At 44.5% G+C, this 21,745-nt stretch carries 19 protein-coding genes; 4 read left to right on the forward strand and 15 right to left on the reverse strand.

Annotated features, from left to right (window positions below):
• Positions 1–11: 11 nt before the first annotated feature.
• Positions 12–1,562 carry a peptide MFS transporter gene (locus BW947_RS03850; protein WP_076496997.1) on the forward strand — a complete coding sequence of 517 codons (1,551 nt, stop codon included), beginning with the start codon at positions 12–14 and terminating at the stop codon, positions 1,560–1,562.
• Between the two features lie 490 nt (positions 1,563–2,052).
• The gene (locus tag BW947_RS03855) at positions 2,053–3,060 is read left to right on the forward strand and encodes an LLM class flavin-dependent oxidoreductase (protein ID WP_076496998.1); all 1,008 of its coding nucleotides are present in this window, start codon (positions 2,053–2,055) and stop codon (positions 3,058–3,060) included.
• Positions 3,061–3,186: 126 nt separating this feature from the next.
• Here BW947_RS03855 and gabT read toward each other — a convergent pair whose 3' ends face one another.
• From gabT to BW947_RS03905, 10 genes are all read right to left on the reverse strand, one after another.
• Positions 3,187–4,464, reverse strand: coding sequence for a 4-aminobutyrate--2-oxoglutarate transaminase (gene gabT, locus BW947_RS03860; RefSeq protein WP_076496999.1), 1,278 nt, complete (start codon positions 4,462–4,464; stop codon positions 3,187–3,189).
• Positions 4,465–4,495: 31 nt separating this feature from the next.
• Positions 4,496–5,944, reverse strand: coding sequence for an NADP-dependent succinate-semialdehyde dehydrogenase (gene gabD / locus BW947_RS03865; protein WP_076497000.1), 1,449 nt, complete (start codon positions 5,942–5,944; stop codon positions 4,496–4,498).
• 53 nt (positions 5,945–5,997) lie between these two features.
• Entirely contained in the window at positions 5,998–7,284 is a 1,287-nt protein-coding gene (locus tag BW947_RS03870; protein WP_076497001.1) for an NAD(P)/FAD-dependent oxidoreductase, read from the reverse strand.
• 244 nt (positions 7,285–7,528) lie between these two features.
• Positions 7,529–8,347 (reverse strand): ABC transporter permease subunit, encoded by an 819-nt coding sequence (locus BW947_RS03875; RefSeq protein WP_076497002.1) that lies wholly within the window; start codon positions 8,345–8,347, stop codon positions 7,529–7,531.
• Positions 8,344–9,249, reverse strand: coding sequence for an ABC transporter permease subunit (locus BW947_RS03880; protein WP_076497003.1), 906 nt, complete (start codon positions 9,247–9,249; stop codon positions 8,344–8,346). The genes BW947_RS03875 and BW947_RS03880 overlap by 4 nt, the downstream gene beginning before the upstream one ends.
• The gene (gene potA, locus BW947_RS03885; protein WP_076497004.1) at positions 9,246–10,382 is read right to left on the reverse strand and encodes a polyamine ABC transporter ATP-binding protein; all 1,137 of its coding nucleotides are present in this window, start codon (positions 10,380–10,382) and stop codon (positions 9,246–9,248) included. Before potA ends, BW947_RS03880 begins: the two co-directional genes overlap by 4 nt.
• Before the next feature lie 177 nt (positions 10,383–10,559).
• The gene (locus tag BW947_RS03890; RefSeq protein ID WP_076497005.1) at positions 10,560–11,660 is read right to left on the reverse strand and encodes a polyamine ABC transporter substrate-binding protein; all 1,101 of its coding nucleotides are present in this window, start codon (positions 11,658–11,660) and stop codon (positions 10,560–10,562) included.
• A gap of 587 nt (positions 11,661–12,247) precedes the next feature.
• On the reverse strand, positions 12,248–13,603 hold the full coding sequence (locus BW947_RS03895; RefSeq protein WP_076497006.1) for a glutamine synthetase family protein: 1,356 nt from the start codon (positions 13,601–13,603) through the stop codon (positions 12,248–12,250).
• 2 nt (positions 13,604–13,605) lie between these two features.
• Positions 13,606–14,367: a gamma-glutamyl-gamma-aminobutyrate hydrolase family protein gene (locus BW947_RS03900; protein ID WP_076497007.1), complete on the reverse strand. Its 762-nt coding sequence runs from the start codon at positions 14,365–14,367 to the stop codon at positions 13,606–13,608.
• A 418-nt stretch (positions 14,368–14,785) separates the two neighbouring features.
• Positions 14,786–15,334 (reverse strand): cupin domain-containing protein, encoded by a 549-nt coding sequence (locus BW947_RS03905; RefSeq protein WP_076497008.1) that lies wholly within the window; start codon positions 15,332–15,334, stop codon positions 14,786–14,788.
• A 235-nt stretch (positions 15,335–15,569) separates the two neighbouring features.
• On the opposite strand from BW947_RS03905, the gene BW947_RS03910 reads away from it, so the two are divergent.
• Positions 15,570–16,877 (forward strand): NAD(P)/FAD-dependent oxidoreductase, encoded by a 1,308-nt coding sequence (locus BW947_RS03910; protein WP_076497009.1) that lies wholly within the window; start codon positions 15,570–15,572, stop codon positions 16,875–16,877.
• Positions 16,878–17,069: 192 nt separating this feature from the next.
• Here BW947_RS03910 and BW947_RS03915 read toward each other — a convergent pair whose 3' ends face one another.
• The 5 genes from BW947_RS03915 to BW947_RS03935 all read right to left on the reverse strand — a co-directional run bounded on the left by BW947_RS03915 (position 17,070) and on the right by BW947_RS03935 (position 21,026).
• On the reverse strand, positions 17,070–17,582 hold the full coding sequence (locus tag BW947_RS03915; RefSeq protein WP_076497010.1) for a DUF2937 family protein: 513 nt from the start codon (positions 17,580–17,582) through the stop codon (positions 17,070–17,072).
• 133 nt (positions 17,583–17,715) lie between these two features.
• Positions 17,716–18,573: a sulfurtransferase gene (locus tag BW947_RS03920; protein ID WP_076497011.1), complete on the reverse strand. Its 858-nt coding sequence runs from the start codon at positions 18,571–18,573 to the stop codon at positions 17,716–17,718.
• A gap of 165 nt (positions 18,574–18,738) precedes the next feature.
• Positions 18,739–19,152: a septal ring lytic transglycosylase RlpA family protein gene (locus BW947_RS03925; RefSeq protein WP_076497012.1), complete on the reverse strand. Its 414-nt coding sequence runs from the start codon at positions 19,150–19,152 to the stop codon at positions 18,739–18,741.
• Positions 19,153–19,923: 771 nt separating this feature from the next.
• Positions 19,924–20,568 carry a hypothetical protein gene (locus BW947_RS03930; protein ID WP_076497013.1) on the reverse strand — a complete coding sequence of 215 codons (645 nt, stop codon included), beginning with the start codon at positions 20,566–20,568 and terminating at the stop codon, positions 19,924–19,926.
• Between the two features lie 113 nt (positions 20,569–20,681).
• Complete coding sequence (locus BW947_RS03935; RefSeq protein WP_076497014.1) at positions 20,682–21,026, reverse strand: hypothetical protein; 345 nt, start codon at positions 21,024–21,026, stop codon at positions 20,682–20,684.
• A gap of 234 nt (positions 21,027–21,260) precedes the next feature.
• On the opposite strand from BW947_RS03935, the gene BW947_RS18940 reads away from it, so the two are divergent.
• Entirely contained in the window at positions 21,261–21,386 is a 126-nt protein-coding gene (locus BW947_RS18940; RefSeq protein ID WP_279626095.1) for a hypothetical protein, read from the forward strand.
• Positions 21,387–21,745: the final 359 nt, after the last annotated feature.

Raw genomic sequence — 21,745 nt, forward strand, 5'->3', positions numbered from 1 at the left:
AAGCAAGCGATATGACTATTGGGACTGCTCCGGTAAGTAAAACACATTCATTTATGACTGTGTCACTTATCGAATTATGGGAACGCTTTGGTTATTACGGTATGCAAGCGCTGATTGTGTACTTTATGGTGCAGCGCCTCGGCTTTGATGACTCACGCGCAAACTTAGTATGGAGTGCCTGTGCGGCGCTTATTTATGTATCACCTGCGATTGGCGGCTGGGTTGGGGATAAGATCCTCGGCACTAAGCGAACGATGTTATTGGGTGCGGGTATCCTTTCTCTAGGATATGCATTAATGGCAGTACCCACTGAAAATACTTGGTTTATGTTTTCAGCACTCGGTGTGATTGTGGTCGGTAACGGCCTATTCAAACCCAATGCCGGTAACTTAGTTCGTAAAATTTATGAAGGTGACGATTCTAAAATCGACAGTGCGTTTACTATCTATTATATGGCAGTCAACGTCGGCTCAACCTTCTCTATGTTGCTTACGCCTTGGATTAAGGATTACGTCAACGCCCAGTATGGCAACGAATTTGGTTGGCATGCAGCTTTTGCCGTGTGTTGTGTGGGTATACTGGTGGGCTTAGGCAACTATGCATTAATGTATAAAAGCCTCGCTAACTATGGTTCTGAGCCAGATACACGCCCAGTCAATAAGAAAAGCCTCACAATTGTTTTAGTTCTGGCCGCGCTTTCAGTTGTGGCCTCGGCCATTATTCTTGAATATGAAGCGGTTGCACGTATTTTCGTTTATGCCGCAGGTATTGCGGTATTGGCTATTTTCTTCCACTTAATCCGTACCAGCGAAAAAAGTGAACGCGCGGGCCTTATCGCGGCATTGATCCTAACAGTGCAAACCGTGTTCTTCTTTATTTTCTATCAGCAAATGTCGACATCACTGGCGCTGTTTGCCCTGCGTAACGTGGACTGGGATTTCCAATTTTTTGGTACCCATTTATGGACTTGGTCACCAGCCCAATTTCAAGCACTTAACCCACTGTGGATTATGGTGTTGAGCCCTGTATTGGCATGGAGCTATTCATGGGCGGGGCGCAATAATAAAGACTTTTCTATTGCTGCTAAGTTTGCGCTCGGTTTTGCGGTCGTCGCGATTGGCTTTTTTATCTATGGTTTTGCGGAGCAATTTGCTGTTAATGGTAAAACCTCATCATGGATCATGATTTGGGGCTATGCCTCTTACTCTTTAGGTGAATTACTGGTTAGTGGTCTTGGTCTTGCGATGATTGCCCGCTACGTGCCTGCACGTATGGGTGGTTTTATGATGGGCGCTTATTTTGTCGCATCAGGTATTTCTCAATATCTAGGCGGTGTAGTGGCCAACTTTGCCAGTGTACCGAAAGATTTAATCGATCCGCTGCAAACCTTGCCAGTATATACCAGTCTATTTAATAAACTGGGTATCGCGGCGGTGGTCTGTACCTTTATCGCGTTAGCAGTGTTGCCTTTGATGCGCCGCCTGACTGAGACTCACAATGCCCATAACAGTATTGGCGATAATGCGGCAGCATCACTTCGTGATGTAAAAGCGGAGCTGTAATCTTCAATCTAATCATCTTTATTGCTTAACACTAAACTGCCGATAAGCCATGCTATCGGCAGTTTTTTATCACCTGATTCAAATCGATTACTGTCCTTGCGTAGCGCCTCATAACCCAATGGACTTTAGCAAAAGCTATACAAGCGCATTACGGTGGGCACAGCGCTCAGTTGTTGACAATAAAATCTTTATTCCCACTTTATAATGCTCAGACTAAGATGACTTTAACCCTCGATTATTGTTACAAAGCAATCACGTGCTCGGTCGACTAGAACACGTTAAATAAGAACTCAAATAAAGATTAAGCTACGAGGCATTAGCCGACTAAGCTTGAGAAGTGCTAATGTGACCCCATATCAATGACACTGAATACCTTTTATTCATCATGACTGTTCCCTACGTTTATTTTTATCTTCAGTTTAACAGTGCTTCTCACAACATAAGAGCCACTTGCTATCACTGATTAAAACGGCAGTCACTTGGAGACACCATGTCACAACAAACATCAATATTAGCCGATATTCCTTTCTCGTTATTGGAACTCGCACCCATGCGCCAAGGGTCGACCGTAGGTGAAACGCTGCACGACAGTTTGCAGTATGCCAAAGAGGCCGATCGCCTCGGCTTTAATCGCTTTTGGTTTGCCGAGCACCACAATATGCCCGGTATCGCCAGTTCAGCGACCTCAGTATTAATTGGTTATATTGCTGGTAACACCCTGCGCATTCGGGTTGGTGCGGGCGGCATTATGCTGCCTAACCATGCACCTTTAGTGGTCGCAGAACAGTTCGGTACCCTTGAAAGCCTGTATCCCGGTCGAATTGATTTGGGTTTGGGGCGCGCGCCCGGCAGCGATCAAATTACCAGCCGAGCATTGAACCGCGATAGCAGCCGCGCCGAACAATTCCCAGAGGAGGTCAGTGAATTACAAACCTTACTTGGCCCTTACAATGGCCGTCAGGCGGTGCGAGCAATTCCCGGAGAAGGCACAAATGTACCCATTTGGTTATTGGGTTCAAGCCTATTTAGTGCACAGTTAGCGGCGCAGCGCGGTTTGCCCTATGTGTTTGCCGGCCACTTTGCACCACGTTTTCTTTATGATGCGATTGAAATCTATCGCCGCGATTTTAAACCATCGCAAGTGCTGGATAAGCCGTATGTGATGTTAGGTTTGCCGCTCGTTGCCGCCGACACTGATGAAGAGGCGCAATTTCTGGGTACGACATCGAAGCAACGCGTACTGGCGCTTATCCGTGGTCACGACTTATGGTTAAAACCACCCGTTGAAACCATGGACGGCTTGTGGAGTGAGCAAGAAAAGACCTACGTCGATAATTTCTTAGGTTTATCTGTCTCTGGCGGCCCTGCGACTATAAAACATCGCTTGGAAATGATCGTCACAGAACTTGGCATAGATGAGTTTATCTTCACCAACGACTTATATGATCTTGATAAACGCAAAAGGGCACTGCAGATCCTAATGGAGATAAAGAAGTAGCCATTCAGTAAATTGACTCGTGCTAAAAGCCATTGGCAGCCAAAACAATTTCCATTGAAAATCCCGCCGAAGCGGGATTTTCATTATGTAAAACTGTCATCTAAAAAGGTTTATATCAAAACCGTATTAACTTTTCAGCACAGCATCAAAGCAGTTTTTTAGAATACCAAGGCCAGCATCAATTTGTGCATCCGGCGCAGTTAATGGCACCAAAATACGCAGTACATTACCGTAAGTGCCACAAGATAATAAAATCAGTCCACGATCACGGGCATCACTTAACACTTGCGCGCAATAGTGCGGCGCTGGCTTGCCATCTTCCATCAGTTCGATGGCAATCATAGCGCCTAAACCACGTACATCGGCAATTTGCGCATGCTCAACTTGCATCACATTTAATGCTGACTTAATGCGCTCACCGATAGCATTAGCACGCTCTAATAGTTTTTCTTCTTCAAATACTTCAATGACAGCGAGCGCCGCGGCGCAGGCTAACGGACTGCCACCATATGTACCGCCAAGACCACCCGGGCCAACCGCATCCATCACTTGTGCGCGGCCTGTAATACCTGAAAGTGGGAAACCGCCTGCAATTGATTTAGCAAAAGTGGTGATATCGGCACTTACGCCCATTTGCTCCATGGCAAAGAAAGTGCCGGTTCGGCCAGCGCCCGTTTGCACTTCATCGGCAATCAGCATAATGCCTTCACGATCGCATAATGCGCGCAAACGCTGCATAAAGGCCGGTGATGCGGCGTAGAAACCACCCTCTCCCTGCACAGGTTCTAAAATAATGGCGGCAATATCACTAGGCTCAGCATCATTTTTAAAGATACGTTCAATCGAAGCCATAGCATCGTCATCGGACACGCCGTGCATTTCGCAGGGAAACTCAGCGCGAAACACATTCGCCGACATCAACCCCATACCTTTACTGTAAGGCGCAACTTTGCCGGTCAATGCTAAGGCCGCGATAGTGCGACCATGGTAACCGGAGGTAAACGCAATCACGCCAGCACGTTTAGTGTAAGCTCGCGCCACTTTAACTGCGTTTTCAACCGCTTCAGAGCCGCTAGTAAATAATGCCGTCTTCTTGGCGAAATCCCCAGGCACCAATTGATTGAGCTTTTCACACACTTGGATATAGCTCTCATAACCAAGCACCATAAAGCAAGTGTGGGAGAAATTATCCAGCTGCGCCGCAACCGCCGCTTTTACTTTGGGGTGAAGATGACCGGTATTAAGCACTGCAATACCGCCGGCAAAATCGATAAACTCACGACCTTCAACATCCCACACAGTGGCATTTTCAGCGCGTGCGGTAAAAATGGGATGAATCTGCCCAACGCCGCCCGCAACAGCGGCTTGGCGACGTGCCATTAATGAATCATTGGTTATAGTCATTTAGTGTTCCTCACTCGCCAAATCAGCCGTATTAAACGGACATACAAATGTATTTCATTTCTAAATATTCTTCGATACCAAACTTAGAACCTTCACGGCCCAGTCCAGAGGATTTCATGCCGCCAAAGGGAGCCACTTCAGTCGAAATCAAACCTGTGTTGACCCCAACCATGCCGTATTCCAAGGCTTCAGCCACTTTCCACACCAGCGAGATATCACGGCCATAAAAATAGGCCGCAAGGCCAAATTCGGTATCGTTGGCTTGCTGAATCACATCATCAACATCGCTGAATTTAAACAGCGGCGCGAGTGGACCAAAGGTTTCTTCACGGGCAACTAGCATGCTTTTATCAACGTTTGTGAGCACCGTTGGCTCAAAGAAATTACCGCCAAGGTCGTGGACCTTACCACCAGCGAGTACCGAAGCCCCTTTCGCAATGGCATCAATGAGATGGCTTTGCACTTTTTCAACTGCAGCAGTATTGATAAGCGGTCCGGTAGTCACGCCCTCATTAATACCCTCGCCAACCTTAAGTTTGCTCACTGCAGCACTGAGTTTTAAAGCAAATTCATCGTATACACCGTCTTGCACATAAATACGGTTAGCACAGACGCAGGTTTGGCCGGCATTACGGTACTTAGCGATCATGGCGCCTTCAACGGCAGCATCGATATTGGCATCGTTAAACACGATAAATGGTGCATTACCGCCAAGCTCTAACGACAGTTTTTTTAAGGTAGGCGCACATTGCGCCATTAATTTAATACCGATATTGGTTGAGCCAGTGAAAGACAGCTTACGCACTATGGGGTTGCTGCACATTTCATTGCCAATTTGCACCGCATCACCGGTTAATACGCTAAATACACCGGCAGGAATACCGGCACGCTGTGCGAGTTCAGCCATCGCTAATGCGGTAAAAGGTGTTTGGTGCGCCGGTTTTACCACCATAGTACAACCCGCGGCTAAGGCAGGAGCCGCTTTGCGGGTGATCATCGCGGCAGGAAAGTTCCACGGCGTTATCGCGGCAGTTACACCAACAGGCTGCTTAATCACAATCAAGCGTTTATCACCTTGATGCCCAGGAATGGTATCGCCATAAATACGTTTCGCTTCTTCGGCAAACCACTCAATAAACGAGGCTGCATAGGTTACTTCACCTTTCGCTTCTGCCAGTGGCTTACCTTGCTCAGTCGTCATGAGCAATGCTAAGTCATCACTGTTTTCATTGAGTAATTCAAACCAACGCCTTAACTTAGCGCCGCGCTCTTTGGCTGTAAGTGCTCGCCATGCAGGTAAAGCCGCCTCCGCCGCCTTAATCGCCATTTCAGTTTCAACTTGTCCCATATTGGGAACATGCCCAATCACGGCATTGGTTGCGGGATTAACCACCTTTAGCGTGTCACCAGACACGGCATCACACCATTGACCATTTATAAAAGACTGTTGACGTAGCAAACTCGGATCATTTAATTGCACAAGGATTTCCTCGCATTGTGAAGCAACCTAGCTGCTTCTTAAAAGTGGTAATGTTAGAGACCTAGTTTGTCTCTTAACGTGTAATACCAAGCCCCAATAGCGCTAAAAGGGACGCGTAATGCGTGACCACCGGGGAAAGGATAATGGGGGAGCGCGGCAAAGGCATCAAAACGCGTAGCTTGACCATTGAGCATTTCGGCCAGTAACTTGCCCGCTAAATGGGTGTAGGTGACGCCATGGCCACTACAACCCTGTGAATAATAAATATTTTTACCAATACGACCGACCTGCGGTAAGCGTGATAATGTCAGTAAGAAGTTACCTGTCCACGCATAATCGATTTTTACATCTTTTAATTGCGGGAAGGTTTTAAGCATATTCGGAATAATGATTGATTTGATATCCGCCGGATCGCGAGCGCCATACACCACTCCACCACCGTAAATCATACGTTTATCGCCAGATAAGCGAAAATAATCGAGTAGATAGTTACAGTCTTCAACACAGTAATCCTGTGGCAATAGACTGGCGGCTAAATCATCACCTAAAGGCTCTGTGGTGATAACCTGTGTACCACAAGGCATTGATTTAGCTTGTAGCTCTGGCATTAACTTACCTAAATAGGCATTACCTGCCACGATCACAAACTTGGTTTTCACGCTGCCCTGCGCCGTATGCACTACGGGGCTGTCGCCTTCATCAACACGTAATACTGCTGAGTCTTCAAAAATCTTACCACCAAGGGATTCTACCGCCCGCGCTTCACCTAACGCTAAGTTAAGCGGATGAATATGGCCACCGCTTTTATCGAGTAGCCCACCAACATAGCGTTCAGTATTGACCACACTACGAATACCTTTAGTATCGAGAAGCTCAAGCTGATTAACATGACCGTGGCTTTCCCACAGTTGCTTTTGATGACGCAGATGGCCCATTTGCTTTTCGTTCATAGCCGCAAATACGCCGCCATCTTTTAGATCGCATTGAATGTTGTACTTTGCAATACGATCGCGGATGATTTGACCGCCCTCAAAAGCCATTTGGCCAAAGAGTTTACCTTGTTCTTTGCCAACCGTTTTTTCAATCGTATCAATGTCTCGGCTAAAACTATTGACGATTTGCCCACCATTACGCCCCGAAGCGCCCCAGCCAATGCGAGCAGCTTCTAACACCACCACACTAAAGCCTGATTCTAATAAATGCAGTGCGGCAGAAAGTCCGGTATAACCCGCGCCAATCACACACACATCGGCTTCAATCGATTCCTGTAGGCGCGGACGTTCAACCTTATCGTTGGCCGATGCCGCATAATATGATCCAGCGTGAGCGATGGCAGACATGTTGTTCCCTTGAATTCTAATGTTCATTATTTTAAACAGCCATCACATCCTACACGCTCACAAAACGAAACACTAGCCAAAAAAGCACAATAATTTACACCTTGTTTGATATTTCAAACGGAATATATTGTCAAAACCAGTGATTAAATTAAGCTTGAAGCGTTTGTAGGATAACGTTGCGAATAGCAGCTGATAAGCTAATAAAAATGGCTTTGTCGAGCACAAAGCCATTTTGTTATTAAAGTCACTCGTTAATCGGCATACGGTCGCGTTTCTCTGCCCGCCTTGCCATATACCAAGAAAGAAAGGCAATTAAAGACACACTCAAAATAATCAGCGTCGCTAGTGCGTTGATTTTAGGCGAAATACCCATGCGTACCGATGAGAACACCACCATAGGTAAGGTCGTTGCACCAGGGCCGGAGGCAAAACTTGCAATCACTAAATCATCTAAAGATAAACTGAAAGACAATAACCAACCCGCCATTAATGCGGGCGATATCATAGGCACAGTAATTACAAAGAAGGTTTTAAGTGGTGTTGCACCTAAGTCCATAGCGGCTTCTTCAATTGATCTATCAAGCTCACGCAATCGTGATGAAACCACCACAGCGACATAAGCCGCGCAGAAAGTCGAATGCGCAATCCATACTGTCAACATACCGCGCTCTTTGGGCCAACCGAATAAATCGGCCATGTGCACAAACAGCAGTAGCAATGACAAACCGGTAATCACCTCTGGCATAACCAACGGCGCGGTAATCATGTTCGATAGGGTTAATTTAGCCCACGAGCGCTTAAAGCGCGTCATCACAAATGCCGCCATAGTACCAATAACAACCGCCATGGTTGAGCTATAAAAAGCAATCCGTAGACTGGTCCATACCGCATCTAAAATCTGTTGATCCTCAAATAATTCACCATACCATTTAGGTGAAAAACCGCCCCATACCGTCACTAATTTAGAGTCGTTAAAGGAGTAAATCACCAGTACCAACATTGGGGCATATAGGAACAGCAGTCCAAACCACAGCATAACGGAAGAAAAACTTAATTTTTTCATAGGTCTTTCTCCAAACTACGCGCCTGATAGCGATGAAATAGCGTTATCGGAATAATTAATAAACCGAGCATTACAATCGCCAGCGATGATGCTACTGGCCAATCACGGTTGTTGAAGAATTCTTGCCATAAGACTCGGCCAATCATTAGGGAATCTGGGCCGCCTAGCAGCTCGGGGATCACAAACTCTCCCACCGCTGGAATAAACACCAACATAGAACCCGCAATAACACCGCTTTTTGACAGTGGTAAGGTAATTTTCCAGAAGGTATTAATACGGCTTGAGCCTAAGTCTGACGCCGCTTCAATCAAACTCATATCAAGTTTCACTAAGGTGGCGTACAGGGGCAAAATCATAAAGGGTAAATACGCGTAGATAATGCCGATGTATACAGCCACATTGGTATTTAAAATCTGTAGTGGCTCAGAGATAACACCTAACCACATCAGCATGCTGTTGATAATCCCAGTATTACTTAGAATTCCCATCCAAGCATAAACACGAATTAAGAACGAGGTCCAAGAAGGCAGCATAACTAATAGCAGTAACACGGTTTGTAGCCGCGCTGGTGCACGGGCTATGGCGTAAGCCATGGGATAACCAATAATCAAACAACCAATCGTTGAAATAAATGCCATTTTAAGCGAGCTGAGATAGGCCATGTAATACAGCGAATCGTCAAGCAACATCAAATAATTACCAAAATGTAAAAAAACATTTAAGACATTATCGGCATACTGAAAAGTCGCTTCATAGGGCGGAATCGAAATCGCCGCCGTCGAAAAACTCAGCTTGAGTACAATCGCAAATGGCAAAGCAAAAAATAATAACAGCCAAAGATAAGGAATACCTATGGTCCAAATGCGGCCTTTTAACCATTTTAATCGAGTCGGTATCTTCATGATCTCAACACCACGCCGCTGGTGTCCTCCCAACTGATAAAGACTTCATCATCCCATGTCGCATTATCGGCACGGCGTTCGCGGTTTGTCATACTGCACTGTACAATTTGGCCATTTTCTAAGCGAATGTAATAGACTGATATACCGCCTAAATATGCGATATCGTGTACAACACCCTTAGCCCAGTTATACGGGCCTTCTGGCTGTTCACGGTTAATGATGGTTTTTTCAGGGCGTACGGCTAACCAGACATTTTTATCTTCAACGTTAGTCGACACCCCATAGCCAACATAAAAATGCTGTGTTAACTCATTAGGTTTTATGACCAAATGGTCAGCTTCATCCACTTCAATGGCGCCAGCAAATAAGTTTACGGTACCAATAAACTCGGCAATCATGCGGCTGTTTGGGCTTTCATAAATGTCCATCGGTGAACCTGTTTGGGCAATCCAACCATCGTTCATTATGGAAATTCGTCCCGCCATTGTCATGGCTTCTTCTTGATCGTGGGTCACCATCACGCAAGTCACCCCCACACGTTCAAGAATCTCAACTACTTCGAGTTGCATTTGGGTTCGTAACTTTTTATCCAATGCGCCCATAGGCTCATCGAGTAATAATAATTTAGGCCGTTTTGCCAATGAACGCGCCAGCGCAACACGTTGACGTTGACCACCAGATAGCTGATGCGGCTTACGCTTACCGTATTGTTCCATGTGTACAAGTTTGAGCATATCTTGCACACGTTGCTCAATTTCTGCTTTAGGTAGCTTGTCTTGTTTTAAACCAAAGGCGATGTTTTGCGCCACTGTCATATGAGGAAACAGCGCGTAGGATTGAAACATCATATTAATGGGACGTTCATAAGGAGGTAAATCGGTAATATCTTCACCATCGAGAAAAATGCGGCCAGACGTGGGCTTTTCAAACCCAGCTAACATACGTAAAAGTGTTGATTTGCCCGATCCAGAGCCGCCAAGTAAGGCAAAAATCTCACCTTTATTAATCGTCAATGACACATCATCGACAGCCCGTACATCATCAAATAATTTACTAACTCGCTCAATCTTGAGCAGCACTTTATCTTGCGTCTTTGTTGTCGGTTTATTAGTGACGCCCGAGGTGATTGTCATAGTACTTCTCCACCCTATAATGAGGCGTTAACATCCTCAAATTCTGGGTTCAACACAATTAATGAATGAAAAATAGAGTAACAAAACGCTGTTAAATCCTATACGTGGATTAATCTGCATAGGGTTGGATAGAGTGAATTTGCAAAATAGGGGCAAGCTAAACTTGCCCCTTATCAACTATTGCCCTGACTTCACTTTGGTCCAAACACGGTTTAATACGCGCTGGATTTTCAAAGGACGGATTTCACCAATATAGAGTTTATCGAGTACATCTTGCGGTGGGTAAATAGCTGGATCGGTACGAATCGCTTCATCAACCAAAGGTTGTGCAGGATCGTTTGGATTAGCATAAGCGACAAAGTTAGAAATTGGCGCAATCACTTCTGGGCGCAATAGATAGTTAATCAGTGTATGGGCATTATCTACGTTAGTTGAATCAGCAGGGATAGCTAACATATCAAACCACAGGTTTGCGCCTTCTTTAGGAATTGAGTAACCAATTTTATTGCCGTTGCCCGCCTCTTCAGCGCGCGCTTTGGCTTGGAACACATCACCAGAGAAACCATAGGCAACGCAGATATCGCCATTTGCTAAGTCAGAAATATAGCGTGATGAGTGAAAGTAAGTCACATAAGGACGAACTTTTTCAAGTAACTCACCTGCCTTTTCATAATCGCTAGGATTAGCGCTGTTAGGATCTAGACCTAAATAAATCAATGCTTGAGGCACCATATCATCGGCAGAGTCCAGCATAGCAAAACCACACTTCGAGATTTTTTCAGCATATTTAGGGTTAAAGATCAGCTCCATTGAGTCTAATGGTGCATCCTCGCCAATAGCCGCTTTTACTTTGTCGATGTTATAACCAATTCCATTTGTACCCCATAAATAAGGTACCGAGTATTTATTACCGGGATCGGCTTTTTCAAGCAATTTCATCAACGCCGGATTTAGATTTTTGAAATTAGTTAATTTGCTACGGTCTAATTCTTTAAAGGCACCCGCTTTAATTTGCTTAGCAAGAAAGTGATTAGAAGGCACGACGATATCGTAGCCACTACGGCCTGAGAGCAACTTGGTTTCGACGACCTCGTTACTATCAAACACATCGTAAACTACTCTAATACCCGTTTCTTTCTTAAAATTATCTAAGGTATCTTCTGCAATATAATCAGACCAGTTATACATGTGTACGACTTGTTCAGCTTGGGCTGCTGCGCTTGCCATTACACTCGCTGTCACCAAAGCGAGAGTGGTCACTTTATTAAATAGCTTCATGCTTTCTCCTTTCTCGGGTAGCAGAATTGCTTAAGCAATTCTGACATTGTGTCACCGGGCTGCCCGGATATTGTTGTTATTTTCGACCAATGCTACACCTTAAAACCGCATCGGCAGTCACTACGACATGATAATCATGCTGATTTCGCTCTTGTTACAACTTGTTAGGTATCAGGTTTTGTGCCAAATATAAAATATTGCATTAATACTCAAAAAAACAGACTAAATATTGCTAGTATCGCCATAGGACAATATTTTTAAAAGCCTCAAGCCGCACTAAATCAATCATTAAACCCCTTGCCACATGAAATTATTGGCAAATAAAAACAAATACTTAAACCTAAAAATAATTAGGGCAACAAACACGATTAAGGCTATTAGCTTACTCTAACCATCTAAACACTCGGTTGAAGTACACGCTTTATGCAAACCATTATAAAATCATTATATTATTTAACAACAACATCGCACCAACAGGGTGCAACATTACTATAACAGTGCAAATATTCAAGCTTAAGTCCCCGCGTTAACTTGAAACGGTCTTAGGCTAACGCGGGCAAACATTGCAGAGTCTTAACGTAACAGCATCACACTGTGAGCAGTAGAAATTCACGTTCCCATGAACTGACAACACGGCGGAAGTTTTCAAGCTCAGCCTGTTTCACCGCCACAAAACCTGTGGTAAAGGCTTCGCCTAAATACTGCTTGCAAGCATCACTTTCTTCCATCGCTGCCAAGGCTTCTTCTAGAGTCAAAGGTAGGCAATGGGTATTATTGCTGCGACTTTCATTAGCTTTACCTTGCACCGGTGTCGATGGTTTTAACTCTTCAACCATGCCGATATAGCCACACAATAAGCTGGCAGCAATCGCTAAATAACAATTAGCATCGGCACCGGGAATACGGTTTTCGATACGGCGATTTTGCGGCGAAGACTCAGGAATGCGCAAACCACAGGTACGGTTTTCATCACCCCACTCTAAGTTTACTGGTGCTGAAGTACCGGGCAAGAAACGGCGGAAAGAGTTCGCATTGGGCGCCATAAGTGGCAGTAATTCGGGAATAAACTTTTGCAGGCCAGCGATATATCCCAAGAATAATGAGCTCTTAGTGCCATCTTCATTGGTGAAAATATTTTTACCTGTCTTTTTATTAATTACGCTCTGGTGAATGTGCATCGCACTACCTGGCTCGTCCGTTACAGGTTTTGCCATAAAAGTAGCGCAAACATTATGCTTTAATGCAGCTTCACGCAGGGTACGCTTAAAGATAAACACTTGATCAGCAAGGGACAATGCATTGCCATGGCTGAAGTTGATCTCCATCTGTGCGGGGCCATCTTCATGGATTAAGGTATCGATATCCAAACCTTGAAGTTCACACCAATCGTACATGTCTTCAAACATAGGATCGTATTCGTTAGCCGCATCAATTGAGAATGACTGGCGGCCCGCTTCGGGTCGGCCTGAACGGCCAATTGGGGGTTTAAGCGGTAAGTCGTGGTCGTCGCTACGGCGGGTTAAATAAAATTCCATTTCGGGAGCAATGACCGGTTCCCAGCCCTGTTCGTCATAGAGAGACAAGACTTTTTTCAATACGTTACGGGGTGATAGTTCAATCGGATTGCCCATTCTGTCGTAGCAATCATGGATCACCTGCGCGGTGGCTTCAATGGTCCAAGGTAACATAAAGACAGCGTTTTCATCTGGCACACACACAAAATCAATGTCGGCAGCATCGAGTAAACTGTAGTAAATCTCTTCATTTACAAAATCGCCAGTCACGGTTTGTAACAACACGCTTTCAGGTAAACGCATGCCCTTCTCATCGAGAAATTTATCGACTGGTGCAATTTTTCCGCGGGCGATGCCCGTCATGTCGCAGACAACACATTCGACTTCTGTGATTTTTCGTTCTTTTAAAAAAGCGATAAGCTTATTCATTATTATTTCACTCGAGTTGTAGCCCTACGTCGGCAGGCGTCACCGAACGCATTAAAGATAGAAAGATAAAATGAATTTTCATTGACCTTCCACTCTGGATGCCATTGCACACCGAGGGCAAATTCTTTAGTACCGATCACGGAGAAAGCCTCCACTAATCCGTCAGGAGCATAAGCTTCTGGCCGCAACCCATCACCCAGACGCTCCACGCCTTGAGTATGCAAAGAATTAACCTCTGCAGAGTTGCGGCCCCAGGCCTCATGAATAACCCCCCCAGGCTCAACAGTAATACTGTGAGAAACCCCATACTGCACATCTAAGGATGCGGTGTTATCTTCTCGATGTTCAATAAAGCCATCTACCTCATATAATTTCTGGTGCAAGCTACCACCAAAAGCCACATTCATTTCTTGAAAACCGCGGCAAATACCTAATACAGGTACCCCAGCAGCAATTGCAGCATGGATTAACGGCAATGCAGTTGCGTCACGCTTGGGATCATGATGTGTGCCAAGCTCACTCGGCTGACCAGCATAAAGATGGGGTTCTACATTAGAAGGGGAGCCAGTAAACAAAATACCATCAAGGCGTGCCAAAATAGCGCTTATCGGTAAATCACCGCCTAAGGATGGGATCACTAACGGCCAACCTTTTGCACCATTTACTACGCCTAAAAGATATTTTTCACCAACGATATTAAAGGGGTGCAATCCCAGTTGTCGATTACATGCTACAACGCCAATAAGAGGCAAATCAGCTGACATATCTCACCTTTAGAATTCGTTTTACTAGCATAATGAACACTCTGCTTTCAAATGTTCATTTTTTCACACAGTACACCGAAATTTAACACGAGGCAAGAGGTTAAACATTTGTTAACCTCAGTTAAGGGTGAGATCTATAAATATGGATAAGTAACATATAGTTAAATATTTATCATATAAGTGACATGTTAATTTTTATGATTGCAGCAACTATTTAGCCAGTCTAAAATCGATTGATATCGAGTGAACACAGTCATATTAACGTCAAATTTGAACTAATATTATTTACACAACAAGAATAGGCAATACAGCAGAACTAGAGGCGTCAGCGTGAGAATGATTAAGTGCCATTATGCCACTCTCCTTTACTGAACAAGTGGCCTAATAGATTGAATGATAAGCTAAGTAAGTAACTTGGTTAAAAGTTTGCGGGCGTAGTCGCACTCACCAAACGGCAAGGTTCATCAAAGGGATTACGGAATCGATGCGGTAATTCACTGTTAAAGTAATAACTATCACCTGCTTCTAAAATATACACCTCATCACCGATAGTAAGTTCGAATTTACCTTCGATCACCATTGCAGCTTCTTCGCCTTCATGCTTTAGCATTTCTTCACCCGTGTCTGAGCCGGGTGGATAAATCTCATTCATTACTGACATAGCGCGGTTTGGATAATCGCGGCCAATCAGTTTAAATTCTAGAGGTCCCGTACCGATATCGAGCAATTCATCGGACCGATAAACAACTTTGCGTTCACTATCCGTTGAGGTTTCAATTGAGAAAAAATCCACTAAAGACATAGGGATGCCTGAAAGCACTTTTTTTAAAGAGCTAACTGATGGGCTAACACTATTTTTTTCGATCATTGAAATGGTGCTGTTAGTCACACCAGCACGCTTGGCTAACTCTCGTTGAGATAAGCCTTTCATTTTTCGAATGGTTTTAAGGCTGGCGCCAATATCCAAATTTCATATCCCCCTAAACGCTCGGATCAAACCCGATAGATGACGAATAACATGTTCAGGATAAACCCCATCCAGAACGTATTTTCGCCCTAAAAGTGCGTGTTTTACTGCTTTCATTGTATTCTACATAAAAAGCATGTTAAATAAAACGAACACTTTTTTACATCATGTTAAAAGTGTGATGAGTATACTGAGGCAAGTCCAATTTACAATAAAAACAAATTTTGGAGCCATAATGGCAAGTAAACCGCCCGTGCACAGTGAACAGTATCCACAATCTTATTATGTTGATACTGCAAAAGAAATTTACGCACACCCACAACTTGAAGGCAATATCAGTGCCGATGTATGCATAGTGGGCGGTGGCTTTAGCGGTATAAATACCGCCATAGAACTCGCACAACGAGGTCTGAGTGTCGTGCTATTAGAAGCCAAGCGCATTGGTTGGGGCGCATCGGGGCGCAATGGCGGCGAGCTCATTCGCGGTATCGGCCACGATCCCGCACAATTTCAAAATGAAATCGGCATTGAAGGCGTACAAGCCATCCAACAAATGGGCTTTGAAGCGGTTGAAATTGTGCGAAATCGCATACAAGAACACCAAATAGACTGCGATCTACATATGGGTTACTGCGACTTAGCAGTAAAACCTCGCCACATGGATGAACTTGAAGAAGAATTCACTACACTTAAAGCCATGGGTTATCAGCAAGAAATCAAGCTGCTCACTAAATCGCAATTGGGTGACGTGATTGGTTCAGATTTTTATCAAGGTGCCTTGGTCGATATGGGTAGCGGCCATTTACACCCGCTTAATCTTGCCCTTGGCGAAGCCCGCGTCGCCCGTAATCTCGGCGCGCAGTTATTTGAATACAGCAAAGCTGAAAAAATCATTCATGGCGCCAAACCTAAGGTTATCACCGCTAAAGGTCAGGTCACTTGCCAATACTTAGTGCTCGCTGGCAATGCATATATCGGCCACAAACTTAACAGCTTTATCGGTGGCAAAGTATTACCCGCTGGCAGTTATTTATTGGCGACAGAGCCCTTAACGGCAGATCAATGCGCCAGTATTATCCCGCAGAACATGGCTTTCGCCGATATGCGAATTGCCTTAGATTACTTTCACTTATCCGCAGATCGTCGACTGCTGTTTGGCGGCCTTTGCACTTATTCGGGTAAAGATCCTAAGGATATTGAAGCGGCGCTTAGGCCTAATCTAGAAAAGGTGTTCCCACAATTAAAAGGGATACGCATCGATTATGAATGGGGCGGCATGATAGGTATCGGCGCTAACCGTATGCCACAAATTGGTCGCCTGCCCGATGCTAATAATATTTTTTACGCCCAAGCCTATGCAGGACACGGCGTGAACGCCACTCACATGGCGGCAAAACTGCTTGCAGAGGCTATTTGCCAGCAGGCGGGACATTTTGATGTGTTCGCCAAAATCAAACATATGACCTTTCCCGGCGGCCCAACGTTCCGCTCGCCTATGCTCGCGGCAGGCATGCTGTATCACAGGTTTAAGGATTTGTTTTAATTACGAATAGATCATGCCCAGCGAACAGCTTATCCGCTGAGCATGATTTGTCATTTAAGTGCTAGTGATTTAAGCGCTAGTCATTTAAGCGCTAATCATTAACGCATTAATCTTTTAAGCATGCGTGATTTAGCTGCAACAGGGGACAACCTCAGCTAAAACCTAAGTTCTAGCTCGACCCACCTACACAAATTACTTCGCTCTGCTTAATCTCAGCCGCTTTTTACGCCTTGCCCACAGAATAAAAGGCATAGAGCCAAGATAATGCACCACTAAAGCCACCACAACGCCAAAGCCAATACCACTGGTGGTTAAAGGGATGCCTGGCTTAAAGTTACTGAGGGTTTTTTCAAGATAATCAAAGCGAGCAGGATTCAACATGTAGACGGTTTTCTCAAACAAATTACCTGTTTTGAAAATTCCCATACCTTGCTCAAGTTGAGTGTAAAGTTCGAGTGTCTGCAACTTTTGCTCAGCATCAGCGCGTACACTGGGCTCCTGATTGACTTGGTGATGGGCAATCATCTCTTGTGCATCCGCATATTGGTATTGTTTCGCGGTTGCTTCATAGCCTTCTACTTGCCATCGGGTCGATTCATAAAGACCTGATAAAAATTGCTCATAATGATCAGCCAATTGCGGTAACTGCAAGGCCATCACTAGAATCAGTCCAAATACCAACTTATCAATTAATCTGCCAATCAAGACTTTCTCCTTGATACTTTCACCTTGGAACTTTAGCCAAGCAACACAAGCACATCGAGTTACGAACCTTGGTTACTACAAATAAGCTACATAACGCTCGAAGTGACACTAACTTAATCAATACCTTGCTTAGTTAACACTCTATTGGCAGATCATTACGAGCGCCCCAATCTGCCCAGGAACCGTCATAGAGGATAGGATTAGTATGCCCTGCCGCCACCGAGGCTAAAATCAAAATACACGCCGTAATTCCCGAACCACAGCTAAATACCCGTGCAGACTTATCTGCAGCAAGCCCTTGATAGATGGCCTGTAACTCGCTGGTAGATTTAATTTTATAGCCATCGAGCACTTGAGCAAAGGGTAAGTTAACCGAGTGAGGAATATGCCCAGAGCGCACACCGGGGCGAGGTTCACTCACTTGGCCTAAAAAGCGTGGCGCGCCACGGGCATCGATAATCGCGGTTTTGGCATCATCAATTCGTGATAAAACGGCCTCGGCGTCCATCACCCGCTCGGTGTGGTATTGCAGTACATCAGCCAAAGTATCGACATCCGTAGGGCCATAATCGATACCTTCATCTTGGTAGCGCGATGAGGTCATTCGGTCTTCTTCAATCCATTGAGGCAAACCACCATCAAGTACATAAACTTGACTAAAACCCATCACTTTAAAAGTCCACCAAGCCCGCGGAGAAGAATAAATGCCTTGGTTATCATAGATAACAATAATGCTATCGGCCTCAATCCCAAGTTGTGCGATCCCTTGGCTGAATTGCTCAAACGTCGGCAAGGCATGAATTTGGCTTGAAGTGTTATCGCAAAACACATTTTCCAAGTCGAATCGACGTGAGCGCGGAATGCAAATAGGCTCATCGTAAACCAGAGGTTCTTTACCAATAACGGTTTGCATACTGGCATCGAGCAGCACTAAATGGGGATCGGTGAGGTGTGCTTCGAGCCACTGCGTACTAACAAGTGGGTATTCCATAGCAAATCCTTATATTGTTATGTGGATCGAGTGGGAGTCTTTCATGCTATGCCGCAAAGCCCAAATATCGGCTTTAAAAGTTGCCGGCTTTAGCCATTTAACGAAAGCATTAATCGCGTTTGGCGATGCTTAAAAGTGCATCGCACCGTTTTATTAAGCTAGCCACTATTTAATGACTTCTATTTTCACATCAATTAAACCTGAAGAAGTGTTACCTATACTACTAAATGCCGATTTTGATAAATCAATAATACGGCCACGCACAAAAGGCCCTCTATCGTTAATTTTTACAATGACACTTTTGCCATTATCGACGTTAGTCACCTTAACACTCGAACCAAAGGGTAACTTTTTATGCGCCGCCGTCTTTAATGTGTGTTTATAACGTGCGCCGCTCGCCGTTTTTTTATTTTGATGTTTATCACCATAAAAAGAAGCTTTGCCAGACTCAGTGAATCCCACCCAGTTACCATCTTCACCCGTTTTTAACGAAGAACAACCTACCAAAAAGCTTAACAGTGCCAGTACAGATAATTTGATAAAAGTAGAACGCATAATTTGGTTTTTAAGTGTGTTCACATGACACCTTCTCTAATAAGTGAATTTATTGCTAGGGAGCAATCTGCTCAGTAAACATTAAGGGGGAAATAACGAAGAACCCTTGGATAACAAAAGCTCAGGGCTTGATCCTAAAAAATCAGTGCAAGGCATCAGAAAACCCCACAAGGCTACAGCAGTTACACGCTAATATCACGTATTTACAGGTGAATACTCTCGGTTTGAAGTAAAAGGTTGCTGACATACTGACTTAGAAACAGGCAGAATAACTTTAGAAATAGAGGCCTAGTCGGCTAAATAACTTGTTGGGTAACTTAAATGCTACCCCCTACTGATGGGCAAGCCATGGTGTTAACTCACCGACACGCAGCAAGTCCCTCCCTGGATGCAGGGCCGCCCCATCTGATGTGAAAGGATTCACAAATGCCGCGATGGCATGGACGCCAAAGAGCGGCCATGGGGCGGACGGTCGTCTCGCTAATCACCATGAACCTGTAGATTTAAAGGTCTTACGCAGCACGCTTTGGGACAAAACCTTGTTAGATAATTCACTCTTATGAGCCAGATTCGGATTAGCTATTCTATTAGTAATGCTTCGTTTGGCTACAAACCAATCAATGAACGATATAACCAGTCGGAATAGGTATAACAGGGACATGAATCAGTTCTCTAGAGATTTGATTCATCTTAAGGGAACAAACCGCCCCAGAATAGCCGCAAACGGGGGGTTGGGACGGGTTTTAGCGGCTCGCGTGAATCAGTCTGGTGTAGAGTGATTCAAGGGCTCACGCTTCAATCAGCCGACGCGGTAGCGGTCGGCGGCATTAGTTTATTAGGTTCGCTTGAATTGAACAGCAAAAATCCGATAAAAATAATTGAAACTATCATTATTGCTGGCATCACCCTATTTTTTGCTATTTGAAATGATCTTTCACCTTTCTTTACCCGTTCCCATTCAATTTTGAGAATGTCTTGCGAATAATCAGATGCTCTTTCAATGGCGTCGAGCGCCTCAGTGTAGTCATTACCTTTTTCAATGTTGATTCGGCTTTGAATATTTGTAGCAGCCACAAGCAATCTATATAGCTCTTTATGCTCTGCTTCGTTTTTATTAAGGCGAAGCTTTACTCTATAAAGAGCATCTGCTACTTCCAAGCGCATTTTTCCAACTTGATCAGCGCCAAATCTAAAACCTTTAACATCTTCATCATTACTATTGGCACTACGAGCTTCCTGCATTGTTCTGCATAATGCTCTGGAAGACGAGAAAAATGTCGCTAAATTATCACGCAAGCCATCGATCCATGCCTGCCTGAACTCAGATGTTTTTTGCTCTTTACTAAGCGTTAAGTTAACAAAAGAAATTAGTGCAGTAATTAATGCAGCGACAACCGTGGCTATTGGTGCAAGTGGTACATTTGAAAACTCGATGATCATTCTCCTTAAACCTAATGCCCGCCTAAGGGCTCGCAACGCACTACCACTAAACTCAAATACAACAACTGTAACCACCGCGGCTACGCGCGGCTTATCCTTATTTGTTATGCATATCACTTTTGACGGATTTCAACGGTGTAATCAGGTGTATCTTCCCATTTGATTGTTTTCACGGCACCGGTGCAGCCGCTACGTGTCGTTCTATAACTTGTAATACCAGTGACTTTTTTATCCGTAAACCAAATAATTTTATGGTCGTTATATCCAAAACCAGCTCCAGATACACAGTATTGCCATGCTTCTTTTTGTTGCTCAAATTGGCGATCATAAGGAAGCCCTAAAACATCTATTACTTTCTCTTTTGAATCCCCAGCATCAATTAAGATCGTTTTATTATCTAGAGTTCCGCACGCACCTAAAACAACTGGTAGTAGGAAGGACAACAAGTATTTTTTCATTAGCTTCTATCTCATATGTCGATGTGTATGTATAACATTTTATTCGTGTGCAGGGCGTGAATCAGACTAGGCAAGTCTGATTCACTGCAACGATTTTTGCAATCCCTCATGATCTGGTCTTTCTTTTGGGTACCCATTACTTTAAGTATCTCAAATTATCAGATAACAAAGGGCTGATCTTCGAGCCGTGGCGCACTTAGGGGCAATATTTTTTTAGCTAAACGAACAGCAGAAGTGTTAGTTAAGATTGGCATTGTTGCAACTGTGACCGTTGGCGGCATGGATGCCGTCGTCGAGCCCTCAGGGACGAATTTATGGCGAGTCACAGGGGAAACAATGACAATTCATGCTGCAAACTGACAACAAAGTTATCTTGCTTTGGGGCAATAGCTTTTTCGCAGAACGGCAGCGAGAGGGTTGGTTAGGATTGGCATTGTTGTAACAGTGACCGTTAGCGACATGGCCGCTTTTTCACATCCCTGTGAACGCGGCATATACACTTCCGTGTGCTGTAGATGTCGCCGTCGAGCCTATAGGGATACTCTTTATTTAATAAAGGGGCGGCGAGTCACAGGGAAACAATGGCAATAAATGCAGCACAACTGACGATTCAATTATCTTGCTTTAGGATGGGTCAGCCCTAAAAATAAAAACCTCTTTCCATGTAATATGAAAAGAGGTTTTAGTATTGAGCGAAAGCGGCTCCTTCTTCTATATAG

The sequence above is a fragment of the Shewanella morhuae genome, assembly GCF_900156405.1.
Classification (GTDB): domain Bacteria; phylum Pseudomonadota; class Gammaproteobacteria; order Enterobacterales; family Shewanellaceae; genus Shewanella; species Shewanella morhuae.

What these genes read in the sequence shown, in the direction of transcription:
- BW947_RS03850 (WP_076496997.1), top strand. Translation starts at nt 12, where the DNA reads ATGACTATTGGGACTGCTCCGGTAAGTAAAACACATTCATTTATGACT.
- BW947_RS03855 (WP_076496998.1), top strand. Translation starts at nt 2,053, where the DNA reads ATGTCACAACAAACATCAATATTAGCCGATATTCCTTTCTCGTTATTG.
- gabT (WP_076496999.1), bottom strand. Translation starts at nt 4,464, where the DNA reads ATGACTATAACCAATGATTCATTAATGGCACGTCGCCAAGCCGCTGTT.
- BW947_RS03870 (WP_076497001.1), bottom strand. Translation starts at nt 7,284, where the DNA reads ATGTCTGCCATCGCTCACGCTGGATCATATTATGCGGCATCGGCCAAC.
- BW947_RS03875 (WP_076497002.1), bottom strand. Translation starts at nt 8,347, where the DNA reads ATGAAAAAATTAAGTTTTTCTTCCGTTATGCTGTGGTTTGGACTGCTG.
- BW947_RS03880 (WP_076497003.1), bottom strand. Translation starts at nt 9,249, where the DNA reads ATGAAGATACCGACTCGATTAAAATGGTTAAAAGGCCGCATTTGGACC.
- potA (WP_076497004.1), bottom strand. Translation starts at nt 10,382, where the DNA reads ATGACAATCACCTCGGGCGTCACTAATAAACCGACAACAAAGACGCAA.
- BW947_RS03890 (WP_076497005.1), bottom strand. Translation starts at nt 11,660, where the DNA reads ATGAAGCTATTTAATAAAGTGACCACTCTCGCTTTGGTGACAGCGAGT.
- BW947_RS03895 (WP_076497006.1), bottom strand. Translation starts at nt 13,603, where the DNA reads ATGAATAAGCTTATCGCTTTTTTAAAAGAACGAAAAATCACAGAAGTC.
- BW947_RS03900 (WP_076497007.1), bottom strand. Translation starts at nt 14,367, where the DNA reads ATGTCAGCTGATTTGCCTCTTATTGGCGTTGTAGCATGTAATCGACAA.
- BW947_RS03910 (WP_076497009.1), top strand. Translation starts at nt 15,570, where the DNA reads ATGGCAAGTAAACCGCCCGTGCACAGTGAACAGTATCCACAATCTTAT.
- BW947_RS03920 (WP_076497011.1), bottom strand. Translation starts at nt 18,573, where the DNA reads ATGGAATACCCACTTGTTAGTACGCAGTGGCTCGAAGCACACCTCACC.
- BW947_RS03930 (WP_076497013.1), bottom strand. Translation starts at nt 20,568, where the DNA reads ATGATCATCGAGTTTTCAAATGTACCACTTGCACCAATAGCCACGGTT.
- BW947_RS03935 (WP_076497014.1), bottom strand. Translation starts at nt 21,026, where the DNA reads ATGAAAAAATACTTGTTGTCCTTCCTACTACCAGTTGTTTTAGGTGCG.